General features: G+C 37.4%; 20 protein-coding genes and 1 riboswitch. Of the genes, 9 read left to right on the top strand and 11 right to left on the bottom strand.

What is annotated here, in order from left to right; all coding sequences use genetic code 11:
• Positions 1 to 82 precede the first annotated feature (82 nt).
• The 3 genes from GHT08_RS10125 to GHT08_RS10115 form a co-directional block, all read right to left on the bottom strand.
• Positions 83 to 262, bottom strand: coding sequence for a hypothetical protein (locus tag GHT08_RS10125; RefSeq protein ID WP_163581289.1), 180 nt, complete (start codon positions 260 to 262; stop codon positions 83 to 85).
• Positions 263 to 573: 311 nt separating this feature from the next.
• Positions 574 to 1,440: an SDR family oxidoreductase gene (locus GHT08_RS10120; RefSeq protein ID WP_163581288.1), complete on the bottom strand. Its 867-nt coding sequence runs from the start codon at positions 1,438 to 1,440 to the stop codon at positions 574 to 576.
• Positions 1,441 to 1,453: 13 nt separating this feature from the next.
• The gene (locus tag GHT08_RS10115) at positions 1,454 to 1,633 is read right to left on the bottom strand and encodes an H-type small acid-soluble spore protein (RefSeq protein ID WP_163581287.1); all 180 of its coding nucleotides are present in this window, start codon (positions 1,631 to 1,633) and stop codon (positions 1,454 to 1,456) included.
• A gap of 369 nt (positions 1,634 to 2,002) precedes the next feature.
• Between GHT08_RS10115 and GHT08_RS10110 the strand changes: the two genes are divergently transcribed.
• Positions 2,003 to 3,124, top strand: a complete 1,122-nt coding sequence (locus GHT08_RS10110) for a GGDEF domain-containing protein (RefSeq protein WP_163581286.1) — start codon at positions 2,003 to 2,005, stop codon at positions 3,122 to 3,124.
• A gap of 66 nt (positions 3,125 to 3,190) precedes the next feature.
• Here the strand turns inward: GHT08_RS10110 and GHT08_RS10105 are convergent, their stop codons facing one another.
• Together GHT08_RS10105 and GHT08_RS10100 are read right to left on the bottom strand one after the other, a co-directional pair.
• Positions 3,191 to 3,904 (bottom strand): DUF421 domain-containing protein, encoded by a 714-nt coding sequence (locus GHT08_RS10105; protein ID WP_163581285.1) that lies wholly within the window; start codon positions 3,902 to 3,904, stop codon positions 3,191 to 3,193.
• Positions 3,905 to 4,043: 139 nt separating this feature from the next.
• Positions 4,044 to 4,772, bottom strand: coding sequence for a MerR family transcriptional regulator (locus GHT08_RS10100; RefSeq protein ID WP_193568288.1), 729 nt, complete (start codon positions 4,770 to 4,772; stop codon positions 4,044 to 4,046).
• Between the two features lie 120 nt (positions 4,773 to 4,892).
• On the opposite strand from GHT08_RS10100, the gene GHT08_RS10095 reads away from it, so the two are divergent.
• From GHT08_RS10095 to GHT08_RS10085, 3 genes are all read left to right on the top strand, one after another.
• Positions 4,893 to 5,603 carry an EcsC family protein gene (locus GHT08_RS10095; protein WP_163581284.1) on the top strand — a complete coding sequence of 237 codons (711 nt, stop codon included), beginning with the start codon at positions 4,893 to 4,895 and terminating at the stop codon, positions 5,601 to 5,603.
• 158 nt (positions 5,604 to 5,761) lie between these two features.
• Entirely contained in the window at positions 5,762 to 7,831 is a 2,070-nt protein-coding gene (locus GHT08_RS10090) for a cation:proton antiporter (RefSeq protein WP_163581283.1), read from the top strand.
• A gap of 181 nt (positions 7,832 to 8,012) precedes the next feature.
• Positions 8,013 to 8,594: a hypothetical protein gene (locus GHT08_RS10085; RefSeq protein ID WP_163581282.1), complete on the top strand. Its 582-nt coding sequence runs from the start codon at positions 8,013 to 8,015 to the stop codon at positions 8,592 to 8,594.
• A 193-nt stretch (positions 8,595 to 8,787) separates the two neighbouring features.
• Here the strand turns inward: GHT08_RS10085 and GHT08_RS10080 are convergent, their stop codons facing one another.
• From GHT08_RS10080 to GHT08_RS10070, 3 genes are all read right to left on the bottom strand, one after another.
• Entirely contained in the window at positions 8,788 to 9,204 is a 417-nt protein-coding gene (locus GHT08_RS10080) for a DUF4395 domain-containing protein (protein ID WP_163581281.1), read from the bottom strand.
• A gap of 99 nt (positions 9,205 to 9,303) precedes the next feature.
• Positions 9,304 to 10,470, bottom strand: coding sequence for an MFS transporter (locus tag GHT08_RS10075; protein WP_163581280.1), 1,167 nt, complete (start codon positions 10,468 to 10,470; stop codon positions 9,304 to 9,306).
• Positions 10,471 to 10,627: 157 nt separating this feature from the next.
• Positions 10,628 to 11,335 (bottom strand): HAD family hydrolase, encoded by a 708-nt coding sequence (locus tag GHT08_RS10070; RefSeq protein ID WP_163581279.1) that lies wholly within the window; start codon positions 11,333 to 11,335, stop codon positions 10,628 to 10,630.
• A gap of 178 nt (positions 11,336 to 11,513) precedes the next feature.
• A riboswitch (ZMP/ZTP riboswitch) is annotated at positions 11,514 to 11,595 on the top strand.
• 54 nt (positions 11,596 to 11,649) lie between these two features.
• Here GHT08_RS10070 and serC point away from each other — a divergent pair.
• Both serC and queF read left to right on the top strand, forming a co-directional pair.
• Entirely contained in the window at positions 11,650 to 12,729 is a 1,080-nt protein-coding gene (gene serC, locus GHT08_RS10065; RefSeq protein WP_163581278.1) for a 3-phosphoserine/phosphohydroxythreonine transaminase, read from the top strand.
• Between the two features lie 152 nt (positions 12,730 to 12,881).
• Positions 12,882 to 13,289, top strand: coding sequence for a preQ(1) synthase (gene queF, locus GHT08_RS10060; RefSeq protein WP_153833721.1), 408 nt, complete (start codon positions 12,882 to 12,884; stop codon positions 13,287 to 13,289).
• A 43-nt stretch (positions 13,290 to 13,332) separates the two neighbouring features.
• Here the strand turns inward: queF and GHT08_RS10055 are convergent, their stop codons facing one another.
• The 3 genes from GHT08_RS10055 to GHT08_RS10045 form a co-directional block, all read right to left on the bottom strand.
• Positions 13,333 to 13,806 carry a DinB family protein gene (locus GHT08_RS10055; RefSeq protein WP_163581277.1) on the bottom strand — a complete coding sequence of 158 codons (474 nt, stop codon included), beginning with the start codon at positions 13,804 to 13,806 and terminating at the stop codon, positions 13,333 to 13,335.
• A gap of 77 nt (positions 13,807 to 13,883) precedes the next feature.
• A complete protein-coding gene (locus GHT08_RS10050) occupies positions 13,884 to 14,879 on the bottom strand; it encodes a FecCD family ABC transporter permease (protein WP_163581276.1) in 996 nt (331 codons plus the stop codon).
• On the bottom strand, positions 14,879 to 15,904 hold the full coding sequence (locus tag GHT08_RS10045; protein ID WP_163581275.1) for a FecCD family ABC transporter permease: 1,026 nt from the start codon (positions 15,902 to 15,904) through the stop codon (positions 14,879 to 14,881). The genes GHT08_RS10050 and GHT08_RS10045 overlap by 1 nt, the downstream gene beginning before the upstream one ends.
• A 176-nt stretch (positions 15,905 to 16,080) precedes the next feature.
• On the opposite strand from GHT08_RS10045, the gene GHT08_RS10040 reads away from it, so the two are divergent.
• The 3 genes from GHT08_RS10040 to GHT08_RS10030 all read left to right on the top strand — a co-directional run.
• Positions 16,081 to 17,073: an ABC transporter substrate-binding protein gene (locus GHT08_RS10040; RefSeq protein WP_163581274.1), complete on the top strand. Its 993-nt coding sequence runs from the start codon at positions 16,081 to 16,083 to the stop codon at positions 17,071 to 17,073.
• Between the two features lie 203 nt (positions 17,074 to 17,276).
• Complete coding sequence (locus tag GHT08_RS10035; RefSeq protein ID WP_163581273.1) at positions 17,277 to 17,714, top strand: transcriptional regulator; 438 nt, start codon at positions 17,277 to 17,279, stop codon at positions 17,712 to 17,714.
• A 429-nt stretch (positions 17,715 to 18,143) separates the two neighbouring features.
• On the top strand, positions 18,144 to 18,475 hold a 332-nt coding region (locus GHT08_RS10030; protein ID WP_163581349.1), incomplete at its 3' end, for a helix-turn-helix domain-containing protein.

The following is an 18,475-nucleotide window of genomic DNA, read 5'->3' as shown; positions in this document are numbered from 1 at the left end:
CTTGTATAAAATAAAAGAGTGGAATCCATTTTTTTGATGATGGGTACCACTCTACATAAGGTTTATTTTCAGCTATTTTTTTTTATGCTTTTGATTTTAGTCTTTCAAATAAGCCTATTTTTCCATTTCCTTGACATGTTGAGCAAGCCATTTCTCCTTCACCAGCACAAGTTTCGCATTTGTGAATCCCATAATCAATTCCTTCACCTGAACATTGAGGACACCGGATTAACCCTTCACCATTGCAACTTTTACACCTCATACAGAATTCCTCCTTTTAATTTTTTGGAGCAATAACTATTTAGGCTAGTTGATACTGGTTGTGAAAAGCTTTCTTATTAAGCCCCACTCGTCTAAATAATAACATATCCAATAATACCTGTGTAAGATCTTGAGGATTCCCCCGATAGTTCATCTTACAAATTCATCTATATGAATATGTTAACTATCAAATACCACCAAATTAAAGTTTTAATCTTGAATAAGAGAAATTTAAACTATTGTAATGAAATTGTAATACAGAGTAAAGTTAGAAAGCTGAAACACCTTAATTAAGTGTTTCAGCTTTCTGATTTAAGAGGATGTCCATGAACCACCATTGATATGAATGGCTTGTCCTGTCATATAAGAGTTTTCGTCTGAAGCAAGCATGACATATGGCCAAGCATGTTCTGACGGTTGACCTGGTCGTCCCATTAACCCGTCCTGCCCGAAGTTTTCAACCTGCTCCTCATCAAAAGAAGAAGGAATTAGCGGTGTCCAAACCGGTCCTGGAGCTACTGAGTTAGCTCTTATACCTTTCTTGGCAAGGCTTTGGGCAATACTTCTTGTAAAAGCAGTAATGGCTCCTTTTGTAGCTGAGTAGTCCATTAATATGCCATTTCCTTTATAAGCATTAATAGAGGAAGTGTTTATAATACAATCTCCAGTGTTCATATGACGAACCGCTGCTTTTGTTAAATAAAATTGTGAAAAGAAGTTTGTTTTAAACACTTCTTCAAATTGTTCATTCGAAATATCTTCAACGTTTTCACTTACATATTGTATAGCAGCATTGTTTACCAGAATATTGAGTTGACCAAAGGCATCAATCGTTTCTTTTACTAATGTTTCACAATGGTCTGGCTCTTTTATATCACCAGGTAGTAGGATACATTGTACGCCTTCCTTTTCTACCAGCTTCTTTGTTTCTTGAGCATCATCATGTTCATCTAAATAGGAAATAGCTACATTTGCTCCTTCTTTTGCATAGGTGATCGAAACTGCTCTGCCAATTCCGCTGTCACCACCAGTAATCAAAGCTGATTTACCCGATAATTTACCAGATCCCGTGTAATTTACTGGCTGATGCGGTAATGGCTCCATTAAATATTCCAAACCCGGCTGCTTTGTTTGTTTTTGTCTCGGTGTGCCTTCTTTTTGCATATTACTTGGTAACATAATCTACCTCCATTTATTCTTCGGTTAAATTGGTAACATTGACTTCAAAATGTCCTTCTTCATGTTTGGTATATCTCACTAGAGCTTGCTGCGTTTCATCATTCACGTCCTCAATATAAACATATCTTCCGTTATAGACAACATTTTTCATAACTGGATCATCTTTAATTTCTTTTGCTCTCATTAAATTCATAATAAACAACCTCCTTTAATTAATATCCTCCCTATTTGGCAATAACCTGTAGAATAGTTAACTAAACATAAGTTATAAATTTGAAAAAAGATTGTAATACCAATAACAATAAATGGATAAATATGGGGATTGGTTAGGTCTTTAATCGGTGTTTTTGTTGGAAGTGTATTACGGTACTAACTGTCTGTATGCCTCTACTCCAAGCGGTCTTAAATAGTAAAGGGTGTTAAAATGAGGGGGAATCTCACTTTATGGTTAATGTTATACATTCTTCCAAAAAATCTTAACTATTTGAAAAAAAATGGGTGAATAGTCCTAAAAATCTGTGTATAATAGAATTAACTGGGGTATGACAAAGGTGGGTAAAGAATGGTAGGCACTAGACCGACACGCTTAAATAATAAGCTGTGGACAAAGAAAATCCTTTATATCTATTGGTTAATGGTGATAATCGCATTTTTAGGCCAAATAATGGGCTTATGTGTAACCATCTATTATCACCCTGATTATATCGGTTATTTTATTATATATAAAATGATCATCCCTTCCTTCATTCAAGTTGGGATTTTATGGACTACACATTATTTAATGAATCATAAACAAATATACAGTTCAAAACTATTAACTATTTCCGGAACAGTTGTAGCACTCGTAACCATTGTTAGCCATCCTGAAGTAAATGGATTACAAATTCTTTTTTTATTAACGATGGCAGTTGTGTTAATTTACTTTGACAAAAAGAAACTTCGCTTTAGTTTAATGGTTAATTTAGTCGCTTTAACCTCTCTAATTGCACTACCATCCATAAGAGAAGCAATTACGTTCTATGAGTATTTCTCCTATCATTTCGTACTATTGGCTGGCTACATGACCTATCTCATCATTATTGAAAGAGGAAATGAAGTGTTCCAATTCCTACAGCGAGCAGCAGAAAAAGAAAAAGAATTAATTGTAAAAAGTGCTATGATGGAGCGATTATCAAAGGTTGATGCACTAACAGGTCTTTATAATCATAAGACATTCCATGAATATTTAGATTTTTTGTATGAACAAAGTGTTTCCCAAGGAATGCCACTACAATTAGCTTTAATTGATATTGATAATTTCAAAATGATTAATGATTTTTATGGTCATAGTAATGGCGATTTAGTGTTGAAACGAGTGGCAGATGCAATATCAGAACAGGTGACGGAAGATGATATTGTGGCCCGTTATGGTGGGGAGGAGTTTGCCATTCTTCTTACAAATAAAGGCTTAGAACAAGCATATGAAACGGTTGAAAGTCTCCGCTTGTACATAGCTAATCAATACCATGAAGAATTAGATGAAAATATTACTGTAAGTATTGGGTTAAAAGCTTTAACAGCGGATATTTCAAAAGAGCTCTTTTTTCAACAAGCAGATGAATTACTGTACAAAGCAAAACGAAATGGCAAAAATCATGTCATGTATGAACAAGAGGAGCAGCAGTTAGTTGTACAAAAGAATTAAAATATGTCTATGTCGGTTTTGATGCCGGAACCATCAACAAAAGCCCACCAAATGTCATGTGGGCCATTAATGTTGAATGGGAGGTATCTCGTTAAATTGATCTTCATAAGTTGAAATTTCAATTTCATTTATGAGGTTAATGGTAGCAAAAAACACATCTTTTGGATTTGTTATACCTTTGTTTCGGAGTTCTGCCTGTAGCCACTCTTCATTAAGGTTTCTTGCTTCTAACATTTTACTATGAACGACTCCTTCAACGATAACGGGGTAGGAAATCTTAGAAGTTGGTTGGTTAATTTGTAAATCTTCAGCAGTTACAGGATTTTTCTCAGGTTTTTTTAATACACTTAAGGAACCATTTGCCTCGATAATCGCAATTTCAACCTCATTGACATCAAAAACCCCTTTATCTCTTAGCATTTGTAATATGTTATCTATGGAAAAGCCGGTATCCTTAAGGTTTCGGTGAAGAAATGTACCATCATATACCACAATGGTTGGGTCAAATGTTATTAATCTGCCAACCCGTCTGTTTGCAAGTTTGACATAGGATACGATTTTTTGTAAAAGGCCGATCAAAATAACAGCGATGATAGTAGGGAGATGATCAATATTTGGATCGGCAATGTCTGCTCCGACAACAGAGGCTAATGTAATGATTACAAGGAAATCAAATACGGGAAGCTCTCCAATTGCTCTTTTTCCCATGAAGAGAGTGACGATAAGCAGTAAAGGGAGAATGCTAAGCACTCTGCCAACGATAATCAGAAGATCAGACATGTACAAACACCTCAATTAAGTAAGATTTAAGGTTATCTTTTCCATGCTTTATCAATAAATACATGTGGTGGAATGTAAAAACAGAGTAAACACCAAATAAGTGTTTACTCTGTTAAAGCAGATTAGGTTGAATGTTAGCTTATTTTTGCTTTTCTGCGAATTCCTTCATTGCTTCACTCATAAATTGAGCTAGACCTTCACCAAATTGATCGATATTTTTGGTGAAACGTTCATCTTGAACATACATCTGGCCCAAACTTTCAAAAGCTTCAGGTGTATAGGTTGTGAAATGGTCATTTAAGAAATCATACCACTTCTTAATAGTTTGCTGTGCTTCTTTTGAAGTGGGGTCCTGATGACGAATGTCTGCTAAGTCTTTGTAGATCTGATTCATTTCATCTTGCAGTTCCTTCGTCATACTCTTTACTTGTTGATTTGCTTCATCTACCTTTTTATCTCCCCAGCGTTTTCTTGCCTCTTCTTCATAGGGATTATGGCCGAAATCAAAGCCTTGAAACTTTTCCTCTTGACTCATGTGATAAACTCCTTTCTCATTTTTAATCGTTTTTTCAATGGTTTCAAGCATAGTGGTAATATTTTTTTGTTTATCCAATAACATATCTCGTTGCATTTCTAGTGCTTCTAACCGGTTATAATGAGAACTAGACATGATCTCTTTGATTTTCTTCAATGGAAAATCTAATGCTCGAAAAAATAAAATTTGTTGAAGGGTTGCCAGATCTTCATCGGAATAGATTCGATAGCCATTTTCCGCGGATTTAGCAGGAGATAATAGTCCGATTTCATCATAGTGATGTAAGGTGCGCACACTTACACCAGTTAATGCAGCGACTTCTTTTACATGCATACTGATCACCCTTTCAAGTAAAGCTTAAGCTATAACGTAACGTGAGAGTCAAGAGGTTTTTGAAACTTTTTGATCATCTTTGCGTATGAATGACTAAGAATAAAAATGGAGAGATGCTACATGAATCAATATGAACAACAAGCATACCAAGAAATGCTTGATTGGGAATTAAAAATTTTAAAGAAAAAAAGTACCTTTCAACAATTATCGAAAAAAGCCCAAAATAAAATTAACAGTTATATACCGGAGAGAGCACATCAAATCATGACAGAAGCGATTAAACATATGGTTCAAACAACATTGGTTGGTTCTGATTTTACCACAAGAAAGAGCCAGGATATTGGGATTTTGTTAGAGGATAAGGAAAAATTAATTCAACAGAAATTAGAGAGCTACCGCAAGACCGCTATGATTGAAGGTGCCGGAACTGGAGCTGGTGGTATTTTTTTAGGTTTGGCTGATTTTCCACTACTACTATCCATTAAGATGAAATTTTTATTTGAAGTAGCAACTATTTATGGCTTTGATACATCGAATTATGAGGAAAGGCTGTTTATCTTACATGTCTTTCAACTCGCTTTTTCCAATGATGATAAAAGGAGAGAGGTATATCATTTGATTAAGCATTGGGAGGAAGAGAAAGGCCGCTTGGCAGATATGGATTGGCGTGTCTTTCAGCAGGAATACCGAGACTATATCGACCTTGTTAAATTGCTGCAAATGGTACCAGGTTTAGGAGCCATCGTCGGAGCTTACGCCAATTATAATCTTCTCGATCAACTTGGGCAAACCGCTAAAAATAGTTATCGATTGAGAGTGTTGGGATCATGAGGATGCTACCAATGGAATTCTCAATAGACCTTATCATTTCTTTTGCGGTTTAGTCCGCTTTATACGTTGATGCATGGGGCTCTGCATTTTCTTACGTGCATGAAATCTTGGCTTATGATATATTTTAAAAAATTATATTATTTGTGAGGTACTTTTTTATGTCTTTTCCAATTACAGATCCTGTGATTATTTTCGCCATTGCGATGGTGATTTTCTTTATATCCCCACTGTTAATGGAAAAAATTCGAATACCGGGAATTATTGGTCCAATATTAGCCGGTGTTTTGATTGGACCTAACGGGTTGCATTTGTTAGAACGAGATCAAACCATTGAATTACTCGGTACTGTCGGTTTGTTATTTATTATATTTATCGCTGGTTTAGAACTGGATATCGACGGATTTAAAAGATACCGTAATCGCAGTTTAGTATTTGGTTCGATGAGCTTTGGTATGCCACTAATATTAGGAACGCTTATCAGTATTATGTTAGGTTACTCGTTTGCTGCAGCTATTCTGATTGGTTCTATAATTGGTTCACATACGTTACTTGCATATCCAATTGCTAGCAGGTTAGGCATTGCAAAGAACAAGGCTGTGACAACAGCTGTTGGAGGAACGTTGCTTACAGATACTTTTGCCTTGTTAATCTTAGCTATTGTTACTGGTGTTACAGCAGGCCAATTAACGGTCCAATTTTGGCTTCAATTGCTCATATCTTTAGTTGTCTTTGTTTTATTAATGCTGAAAGTAGTACCGGTTGTTTCAAGATGGTTTTTTCGTAACTATGGTACAGAAGGGATTACCAACTTTACATTTGTAATGGTTATCCTATTTCTGGCGGGATTCCTGGCAATTGTTGCTGGAGTAGAGCCAATTATTGGTGCTTTCCTTGCAGGTTTAGCATTAAATCGTTATGTTTTAGAACACGGAACTTTAATGAATCGGATTCGCTTTCTAGGTAACGGATTATTTATTCCGTTTTTCTTATTATCAGTTGGTATGTTGATGGACTTAAGTATATTGATGAATAACCCGCAAGCATGGGTAGTAACTGGTGCGATCCTTGCAGCAGTTATTATTGGTAAAGCTGTTCCTCCTATTCTTGTTAGCAAGATTTATCACTATTCGAGAACAGAGCAGAGACTCGTGATTGGCTTAACAATCCCTCAAGCAGCCGCTACATTAGCCTCAACTTTGGTAGGTTACGATATAGGCCTGCTTGATCAGGTAACGGTTAATGCAGTTATTATTATGATCTTAATTACGTGTGTTACTGGACCATATTTAGTTGAGAAGTATGCAAGACGACAAGCATTAAAGGAGGAACAAATTCCACAAGCACATGCAAATATACCGGAAAGAATTCTGATTCCAATTGCAAATCCAAACACGATGGAAGCATTAATTGATTTAGCTAATTCCATTAAGCATGCGAACACAGACGATCAGCCAATCTATCCATTAAGTGTTGTAAAGCAGGATATGGTTGGTGCGAAGGAACAAGTAGCTCAAGCGGAGCGAATGTTAGGACATGCTCAATTATATGCTGCTGGAGCGGAGATACCAGTCCGGATCTTGACAAAGGTAGATAAAGATATTATACATGGTGTTTCCAGAGCAATTATCGAGGAACGTATTAACACGGTCGTTATTGGATGGAATGCTAACCAGGACAATCATCATTTTAAGTTAGGTTCGATGTTGGACCGGTTAATTGATGAGACAAATCAAGCTGTTTTGGTTACGAAACTGGGTCATCCTTTGGAAACAACTAAACGAATTGTGTTCATCCTTCCTTTTGGTGCCGACCATAAGCCAGGCTTTCAAGAAGCTGTAGAACGGATAAAGATCTTAACAAGCCGACTTAATGCTCAATTACAAGTTGTTGTGATAAAAGGTATGCAGGAGCATTATGTAAATCACTTTAAAAAGATCAAACCAAGTCCACCTACTAATTTTCACAGGGTAGAGGATTGGCAAGAATTAAGGCATCAGCATGTTGACAAACTGCTGGAAGATGATTTAGTTGTTCTACTAAGTGCTAGAAAAGGCACCATTGGTTGGCATCCTGAACTGGAAAAAGTGCCAAAATACCTGGCGGAAATTGTTCCAGATAATTTTATCATTTATTATCCAACTGAAGAAAAAGAAATCGATCTAAGGGGTTCGCGGGGATTCAATATTCCGAAAGAAGTGCTAAGATCAAAGGATTACGATAAAGAGTAATTAAAAGCAGGAGTTACCTTGTGATTCCTGCTTTTAGTATTTTCCAAAGGAACCATATGCACACAAAACTCTCTAACTATATTCTTTTCGACATTTGCTTTATATTTTTGCAGGAATTTGCAACATTACCTCGAATAATATATGTGTGCATAAAAAAATCTTAAAAGAGAGGATTGATGAAATGCCTGATAAAAATGAAAAAGATGGCATCCGGTTTTCACAATCACGAGCGAGGACTGTTAAGTTTCGGCATAACAAAGGAATGTCCGAGGAACTTCGGGGAGAATTACTAACTAATGTTTATCTGAAGTTTGTGAAATACGCGTATGAAAAATATTTGCCAGACCTTATCCCAGCTTTCGAAGAATTTGCTAATGATTATCAAGTCCCCTTCCATAAGCAAGATCCTATTGTAGAAAATTTATTATGGTGGCGCCTCGCCTATGAAGTAAAGTTAAATCCTTCCTTTAATTGTTTCCAAGACTTTGTCAATGAAAATAAGCGATACTTTCAAAAATGGCCCATTTTAAAGTCATGGTTTCAGGAATGGCGAACGGTGATGCCAAAATATTACTTTATCGGTAATCAATTTGGTGCAAATGCCTTTGTTGCCGTCGATATTGAGACAGAGAAAACATTAGAAATTTTCCTTCCTCTACCCACATTTCCAACTCCAAAGCCAGGTTCTATCGCTGTTAGTACGTTACTACCCTTTTGTGATTCTTTATATTTCCCGATGGATTGTTTTATCAATTCGATATGAGTGCTAGAGAAGATGTTGCTCGACATTTGAGACATTACCAGGAACAACTCTATGATGAAGAAGATCGTTATGAAGTCTTTATGCGGATATTCTCTTCGTTGCTTCAGGTAGAAGAAATATCTTTGTATAACAGGTAATGAAAAAAAGCATGCCATCTTATATCTCAAGCATGCTTGGATGACAAAACAGACAGTTAACCTTGTCTCTCTGATCTGTTTTTATGTTTCCACATCATGTAGCGGTAACGGATCGTACACCCAATGCAGTATCCGGCAAGGGCAAGCCCAGATGCTATAGCAACCATTATGCTGAAGGTGTAAGCTAGCCAGTTGATCTGCAAGATGAAGAATAATAGCGACAAGCCAATACAAACTGTAGCGATCCACTGATTGAAAATTTGTTGTGCTTTATCTTCAGGTGGATAAGAACTGGCTGGCTTCTTTAAAAAGTTTTTTCCTATTCGTATTACTGGATTGTTTTTCGTTATTAATGTAAGGAAACCGGTGATAAAGGGCAGTATGAGAATGACTGGGTGAACGAACAATCCTAACAAAACAGTGATCAGTATAAATGTTTGATTCATTTGGACAAGTGGTTTTGGGATAGACATTTGAATCCCTCCTTACGATAACTCTTATTATACATTTAATCGGGTTTGAATTGAATACACAAAAAGCATGCAATCCTTTCAGATAACATGCTTTCCGCATTATGCGTGTCCTTCTAGAGCATTTGTACGATGTGTATAAAGATAATAAATGCCTAAAGCAAGAACGGATAAAATGATTCCAGATACGTATGGCATAAAAATTGCAATGCCGTACAACATTCCGCCTAGTGGTGGTCCAACAATTCGACCTAGAGAATCGAAGGAAGATAATAGACCAGTAACTTGTCCATAGCCAGATGTTGCTTTTTTTGTTAATAAGGAAGATACACTTGGGCGAATCAATCCATTTCCTAAACCGAAAACTGTTAGGAATATTGCTGCGGTAAGGAAATCCTGTACAAATAGAATAAGGGTGAAACCGACAGCAGAACCTATGATACCGATTTGAATAACCTTTCCTTCGCCGAACCTTTTCGTCATTTGACCAACTAAACCGCCCTGAACAATTGCGCCTGCCAAACCCATAATCATAAAGATATAGCCAAGTTCCACAGTGCCAAGACCGGCGCGGTCATATGCGAAGTAGGCAAATGTCGCTTCAAGCCCTGCTAGCGATACGGATACAAACCACTGCAAAATAAAAAGATTCGCATTTGGTGATTTAAATGCTGCCAGTAAGGATGGACGCTTTTTCTCCTGAGAAGCGCCTTTTTCCGTTAACGACTCTTTTAACACAACTGCAACTAGTAAAAAGGTAATTAAGGAAGATATCCCTGATAAATAAAACGGAATAGCTAAGTTACCAGATGAAAAGACTCCTCCGATTGCAGGTCCGAAGATGAAACCAAGCCCTACAGCTGCACCGATAATTCCCATTCCTTTTCCACGATCTTCTTCACTCGTTATATCTGCCACATATGCTGTTACAGTCGGCATGTTGGCAGCGGATAATAAGCCACCAATAATACGGGCAGCAAATAACATCCATAATTGAGTTGCTAAAGCAAGTAAGAAAAAGGATAAGGCTAAACCGGCGATTCCAATCATTAATACCGGCTTGCGCCCAATTCTATCAGAAATTCTCCCCCACATCGGGGCAAACAAAAATTGCATGACAGAATAAGTTGCCATTAATAAACCTAACTCAAATGGTGATGCGCCAAGTTCCTCTGCATAGAAAGGCAAGACAGGAATAATAATTCCAAATCCAACCATCACAAAAAACATGACGGCAAATAATATACCTAATACTTTTTTTGAATTCAACAATCTCACTCCAAAAATGAAAGCCACCAATCATGATGTTTCACGATATTTTATCACGGTGCTAAACGTCTGTAATATTCCTACTGCAAGTAACACAAGGAAAAGTTTTGGAGTAACAGACGCTAACAACCTGATCATAGTCTCACTTTACCTGCTTTTAATCTTGCCACTCACTGGCAATTGCTAAAATGTCATCTGGCCGTTCCACGATATAATCAGGCTCTATATCTTGTTGTAGTATTTTTCGTTTTCGATGGTTCATCCAAACGGTTTTCCACCCTGCTCGTTTTGCGCCATAGATGTCATTTTCAAATGAATCGCCAATATACAGTGTTTTTTGTTTATTTAAATGTAGTTTTCTTTCAATATGTTCAAAGACTTCAATACTCGGTTTCGAGTGCCCAATATCTCCTGAGACAAAAATATGTTCAGCAGGAATCCAGTTGGTGAGTTGCAGTTGCCTGACTTTCATCATCTGGTGATTTAGCTCACCATTGGTTAAAACTGCTAACTGTTTATCTTGCTCGCACAATTGGTCCAACAGTTGTCTCATGGGCTTCAATAATTGTATGTTTCTCTGTTCCGCTAAATAAACTTCTTGAAACTTAACCGCTTGCTCATAACTAAGCTTTATTCCAAAATCTTCACATGCTTTCGTAATGCGGTAGGTTTGTAATTCAAGTACAGTGATTTCACCGTTCATATATGGTTCAAAGACCTCATCACTATACTTTCTACTGGCTTTATATAAAGGTCCGATTTCGGACTCTGTGAAAGATGTGCTTAATTGTTGATAAACAGCATTACGAAAAGACTGTAACTGGTCGTATAGTGTGTCATCAACATCAAAGATAATTGTCTGCATGTTATCATTCCTAGCGTTTTTTCTCCTTTAGCCATTTTATCACACTTTTTAAATGGAAACTGTTACGATTTTCTTACTTATTTTTTGTTAAGAGAATCAAGATCAGTATTATTTTGAAAATTTACGAAAAATTTAATTGAAAAAATGTGTGAATATTGTTATAATTTTCACAAAGTTAAAGGCTGCGTGTAACTGGCGAGGGTGCGGATCAACCGCAAGGGAGCACGTAGTATCGATAGCCGCTCGCCTGGGCAAAGGTAAGGAATTATTCCTTACCTCTTTCTATTTAATTTAAATTAGGAGTGTGGTTAAAGATGAAACGAGTACACAATTTCTCAGCAGGGCCTTCCATGTTACCATTAGAAGTTTTAGAAAAAGCACAAGCAGAATTACCAAATTACAAAGACTCTGGCATGTCTGTGATGGAATTAAGTCACCGATCAGGTCTTTTTACCGATATTATTACCGAAGCAGAGAAGCTTTTGCGTGAATTAATGAATATCCCTGACAATTACAAAGTACTGTTTGTTCAAGGTGGTGCTTCTCAGCAATTTGCTACGATTCCATTGAATTTAAAGAAAAATGGTAAGGCAGATTATGTGAATACTGGTTCTTGGTCTAAAAAAGCAATGAAAGAAGCGAAGAAATTTATTGAAGTAAACGAGATTGCCTCTTCTGAAGACGAGAACTTCACTTATATTCCTGAAGTTAGTACAAGTACCATAGATCCAGAAGCGGATTATGTGCATATTACAACCAATAACACGATTGAAGGTACAGCATACCGCGAGATTCCTGACACTGGTAATGTGCCATTAGTTGCGGATATGTCTTCTAATATTTTATCTGAAGAGATCGATGTTTCTAAATTTGGCGTAATCTATGCTGGTGCACAAAAAAATATCGGTCCTGCTGGTTTGACTGTCGTGATCATTCGTGATGATTTAATTGGCAACGCTTCTGAACAGTGTCCAACCATGCTGGATTATCAGACGCATAGTGAAAGTGGCTCACTTTATAATACACCACCTACATTTGGCGTTTATATAGCAAAGCTTGTTTTCGAATGGTTGAAAGAACTAGGTGGGTTAAAAGAAATGCAAACTCGTAATGAAAAAAAAGCGGGATTACTTTATGATTATATTGCCCAATCTGATTTTTACCGTTCACCAGTAAAAGAAGATAGTCGTTCACTTATGAACATTCCTTTTGTTATTCCGGATCATGACTTAGATGCTGCATTTATTAAAGCAGCACAAGCTGAGGGACTAGAAACGTTGAAAGGCCACCGTTCCGTAGGTGGAATGCGTGCTAGTATTTACAATGCGATGCCTGTACAAGGGGTAGAAGATTTGATTACTTTTATGCAAAAATTTGAAAAAGAACATCAGTAAGAGTAAATCGCTATAGCGTAGTAGAGCTTCCTCCAAGAATTAGATGGGAATGGTCAGATTGGCAATTGCCATAAGTTCTGCTATAATGCTTCTTTAGACTAATTTAAGCAGTTCGCAACCATCCTGCTTTAACAAAACTAGGAGGAATCTAAATGTCAGAGAATTATTACTTACCAAGGTCAGGTCCAATGCCTAGACCAAGTAGCGTCGAAGAAGGAAAAGAAGTTTTAAAACAAGAAGCATTTGATGCACCAAATGTTCAAAATATAACGTTTCGCGCCCTAGAGTTTACTGCCGTTTGTCCGAAGACAGGTCAGCCAGATTTCGGAAAAGTAGAAATTTCCTATACACCACGTCACAAGTGTATAGAGTCAAAATCGATGAAATTTTATTTGTGGTCTTTCCGTGATCACGGTGCTTTTTGTGAATCATTAGCAGCTCAAATAGCGGATGATATAGTGTGGGCGATCGAACCTGCCTCAGTAAAAGTTACCGTTTATCAGACAGCGCGCGGTGGAATTGAGTTAACAACAGAAGCACATAGAGAATATACAGAATAAATATAAAACAGGCACTTAAGATAGGTCTTAAGTGCTTGTTTTACTAGTTACTTTCTTCTTTGGTAGGCCCCATTACACCTGGCACCTTTAATCCTGCTTGACGAAGCAGTACCGTCATTTGCCCGCGATGGTGTGTTTGATGATCAATTAACGTACGCAGCATAGCGCCACGAGTCGTTTTATTGCCGAAGCTTTCGATTTCTTCGGCTAATTGCTCATCTGTTAAAAGTTCAGCTTCTTTTTGTATATCGTCTACAATTGTTTTATACGCTTGGACAATCGTTTCAGCTTTTGTTGGAACTTCACTCGGGTTCCCGGAAGCTTTCACGTTTAAACCGACAATTCCCGCGAAAAAGGCAGGTGCTGTTGCTAAATGCCAACCGATCCAACCAAGTGTACTGTGGCCCTCTACAATGGCTTGATCCAGTTTCTCATCTGTTAATGATTCAAGTACTAGGATAGTACCCTGTGCCCCGTTATTCCAATCGGTAATAAAATCATCTACTTTACGATACACCGTTCATCAACTCCTATTTAATAGTACGTACTACATTAAAAATAACAAATTATCTCTCATTTTTCATTTAATAACGATTAAGATTTCATTAAAAGATAGACGAAATAACTGCCACCTATAAGGGAAACGATTAACCCTACAGGTATTTCAGAAGGTGCAAGGATATTTCGACCTAATGTATCCGCTACGAGTAATAACAGTGCCCCTAATAATGCAGAAGTAATCAGCATATGTTTATGTCGTGCTCCGACTAATTTTCGTGCCAGATGTGGAATAACTAAACCGAGAAATGCGATTGCTCCTCCTACAGCAACACTTGCACCGGCAAGCGCTACGGCAATAAAAAGTAACAGTAACCTTTCTCTCTCCACATGTGTTCCAAGGCCTTGTGCGGTTTCATCACCAAGGTGTAACGTATCTAATGTTCCTGCCTTGTAAAAGGTAACAGGCAGAAGAATTAGAATCCATGGTAATAGAGCGAGGGTATACGTCCAATCCGTTCCTGCGATATTACCCGATAGCCAAATCTGTGCCTGCGTAAAATTATTCGGGTCCATTTTCAATTGAAAGACAATAATTAAAGCCGAAAAAGCAGCATTAATACCAATACCAACTAATATCAATCGAATCGGAGAGACACCATTTTTCCAGGAAATCAAATAAATTAATATCGCAGCTAGTACCGCCCCTGCAAGTGCAGCTAATGGAAGTATAAATACTTGGGAGGTTGTACTTCCTTGTGATAAATAGATAAATAATACAACAGCAAAACCTGCCCCGCTATTAATGCCTAAGATACCTGGATCGGCTAATTCATTATGGGTTACTCCTTGTAAAATCGCCCCGGATATTGCCATGCCAGCCCCAATTAGAAGGGCTATCACCATTCGTGGCAAACGAAAATCAAATAAGACAAGCTCATTCTGGTCACTACCTTGTCCTATTAATGTTTTCCATACATCTAAAGGACCGATTGTCATGGTTCCGGTTTTAAGTGAAATTAACAGGGTTACCATAATCGCAAGAAGAAGTCCGGTCACTAATAATGCTGTTTTTCTTTTTGGTGATACCATTACAATCCTCTCCCTTCACGTCTAGCAAGATAGAGGAAGAAGGGAACCCCTACTAATGCAGTCATTGTTCCTACTGGTGTTTCGAACGGAGGATTGACCATACGTGAAGCAGTGTCAGCAAGGACAAGTAATAGAGCTCCTAAGACAGCTGCTGCCGGAATAATCCAGCGATAATTCACTCCGACAAGAAAACGGGTAATGTGTGGAATGACAAGACCGATAAATCCAATCGTTCCTGCGACAGCGACAGCGGCTCCTGTTAATAACAGCACAACTATCATTGCTGTGATTTTTAAAATAGCCGTTCGTTGTCCAAGCCCTTTTGCAACATCTTCCCCTAAATTTAGTACAGTAATCGATTTGGCTAGTAAAAGAGCGATAATCAATCCGATCATAACAATTGGTGCCAGTAATTTAACATGAATCCATTGAACGCTAGCCACGCCTCCTGCATACCAGAAGCTCATATCTTTCGCAATATTAAAATGAATCGCAATTCCTGAAGAAAGTGCACTTAACATCGATGTCACAGCAGTCCCAGCCAATGCTAATTTTACAGGGGTAAGCCCACTTTTCGAAATAGAACCTACACCAAAGACAATACCAGCACCTAATCCAGCACCGGCGAATGCCCAGATCATCATAGCTAAAGAGGTAACTTGTGGTGTGATTGCCATGGCTACAGCGATCATAAAACTAGCACCAGCGGTAACTCCCATAATAGATGGGGATGCTAAGGCATTCCTAGTCATTCCTTGCATAATCGCACCTGAAACTGCAAGTGCTGCACCAATTAGGGCAGCAGCTAATCCGCGTGGGAGACGTAAATTACGAATAATTTGATGTGCCGTTTCATTTGGATCAAATTGTGTTAATGCTTCCCAAGTTGTTGGTAGATCGACTTCTGCCGCACCATATATAATGGAAAGCACTAATGAGAGTAGTAGTATAATGAAACCACCGATTATGACGAATGATGCCACCAGTGGTCGGGAAGTTTGTTTGTTTTTTCCTGAAAAAGACATGCTTGAGATACTCCTTAAAAATGAGAACTATTATCATTCTAGTATAAGGGAAAAAACAAGAGATTGGTAGTATCGTTATTTGTATTTGCCAACAAATAATTCTTGTAAGTGAAAATGAAAATTGTTATCATTTAAAAGAATAAATCGTGTTTCATAGCATAAGGAGGAAATGGTTTGTGAAAGCATATAGAAAAAGTTGGTTAATATGTTTAGCTGCTGCATTTTTGTTTTTGTTAGCGGCTTGTGGTAATAGTGAAGATACAGAATCTTCTTCTGAAGAAGGGGAAGCAACAGAAAATAAAATTACTGATGATACGCAATCAGCTGAGGAAGATACAAGAACTGTAACAGATGCAATGGGGCATGAAGTAGAGGTTCCAGCAAATCCTGAACGAGTGATCGGATCTTATTTAGAAGATTATTTAGTCGCTTTAGGTGTAGAGCCAGTTGCACAGTGGTCTGTTCGCGATGGTGAGGATATTCAAGACTATTTGCAGGATGATTTAGAGGGCATCCCTACCATTCCAAGTGAGTTACCATATGAAGCAGTTACTTCATTTGAACCAGACTTGTTATTAATGGATTCTGCCGGCATGGTGGAAGATAATAAATATGATCAATATAATAAAATAGCGCCAACTTTTGTTGTTGGAACAGAAGAAATCAACGACTGGCGAGAAAAATTTCAAATTATAGCTGAAGTTTTTGGCATGGAAGAGAAAGCAGATGAAGTATTAGCACAATATGATGCAAAAGCAGAGGATGCCAAAGAGCAAATTCAAGAAGCTATTGGTGATGAATCGGTTGCTGCTTTATGGCTATTTGCCGATACTTTTTATATTGTAAGTGAAAATTTGTCCAGTGGCGATTTATTATATAATGAGTTAGGATTAACAGCACCAAGTGTTGTATCGGAAATTTCAGAAACATCAGCACAAAACTGGACAGAAATCTCCATGGAGAAACTAGCCGAGTTAGAGGCGGATCATATCATCTTAGTCAATAGTGATGGTGAATCAAGTGCATTAGAAGATTCGATCTGGCAGAACATTCCGGCTGTCCAAAATGATAATATTTATGAATTCGGTCAGGATTCCAGCTGGTTGTACACAGGTCCGATTGCGAACAGTCAAATGATTGATGATGCGTTGGAGAGTTTTGTTGAATAAGAATGCGAAGAGACGTTGGGTATTTACTCAGCGTCTTTTTTAGCCGATAAGTATGTATTAAATAGCTGAATTAAGAGAATTTGCCTAAGTGACCTTCCTCCCCCTATACACTAATTTTTGTCATTAACATGTTGAAATAGTTGGACAAATAATATATTATATACATAACAGAACAAACGTTCCCTTATATAAGGAGGAATTTTATGTATACAGAACTTAGTAAAACAGAACGTAAAAAAGCTATTAAAGTTATTGAGAAACACCTTAAAAAGTATAATAGTTATAAAATAGCCATTATAAATATGAAAGAGCAGCTAGATCGTATTCAATCCCGTAATGCAACAAAAACAAATACTCTAACGCTATCTGAAAAGATAGAAGAGCAAGAGAGATTAGAGAGTTACTTGGAAGAATTAGAATTATTAGTAGAGTCTATTGATAGATCATTAGAGGATTTATCAGACTTGGAAGTAGAATTTATACAATATCGTTATTTTAATAAATGGTCCATTGAAAAAAGCGCACTAAATTTAGGTTATAGTGGCAAAGCCATTTTTTCGATAAGAAATCAAATTATGGATAAACTCATTATTAGTCTCAGTCCCATTATACAATTGGAAGTTAATCTAGAACATGAATAGGCTTTCGAAGGGATATCAAATCGTAAATACTAAATGGAAAGGGAGTTAACATTTCTTATTTTTTGAATTTATAAATGTCTATTGGCGACATATTCTTAGCAGATCCTCAAAGGGTCTGTTTTTTTGTTGTGAAAAAGTATTAAAAAGCTAAATATATATACAGAAACCGCCTAAGAAGTCAACTTTCTAGGAGGTTTCCTGTGATATAAGCAACAACTTTATTAGCAATAGGCGAGAAGACTCCCACCTCAAGGAATGAAAATGAGTAGGTGGGAGATGAATTGCCTTTGGACAAGAGATGGCTCACTTGCCATCTCGATTGTTCAACTATTCAAGTGCTTGCATGCTTTCTTTTTTCCTGAAATGACCGATCCACCATGCAAAATATGGTATAATAGATGTATCGTGATACAGAGAGAGGTGAAAGCATTGCTTGTTAACAAAGCCTACAAATTCCGCATCTACCCAATGAAAGAACAGGAAAGACAAATTGCGAAAACCATTGGCTGTTCTCGTTTTGTCTTCAATCATTTTCTAGCAAAATGGAACGATACATACCAAGAAACAGGGAAAGGACTGACGTATAACGCTTGTTCTGCTCAACTACCTCATTTAAAAGAAGAATGGAGCTGGTTAAAAGAAGTGGACAGCATTGCGATCCAATCCTCCCTAAAAAACCTCTCCGATGCCTTCTCCAGATTCTTTAAAAAGCAGAACAAAGCCCCGCGATTCAAGTCCAAAAAGCATCCTGTTCAATCCTA

This window comes from Gracilibacillus saliphilus (assembly GCF_010994085.1).
Lineage (GTDB): Bacteria > Bacillota > Bacilli > Bacillales > Amphibacillaceae > Gracilibacillus > Gracilibacillus lacisalsi.
The sequence above is the reverse complement of the archived record's forward strand: the minus strand, read 5'-3'. Positions and strand labels throughout refer to the sequence as shown.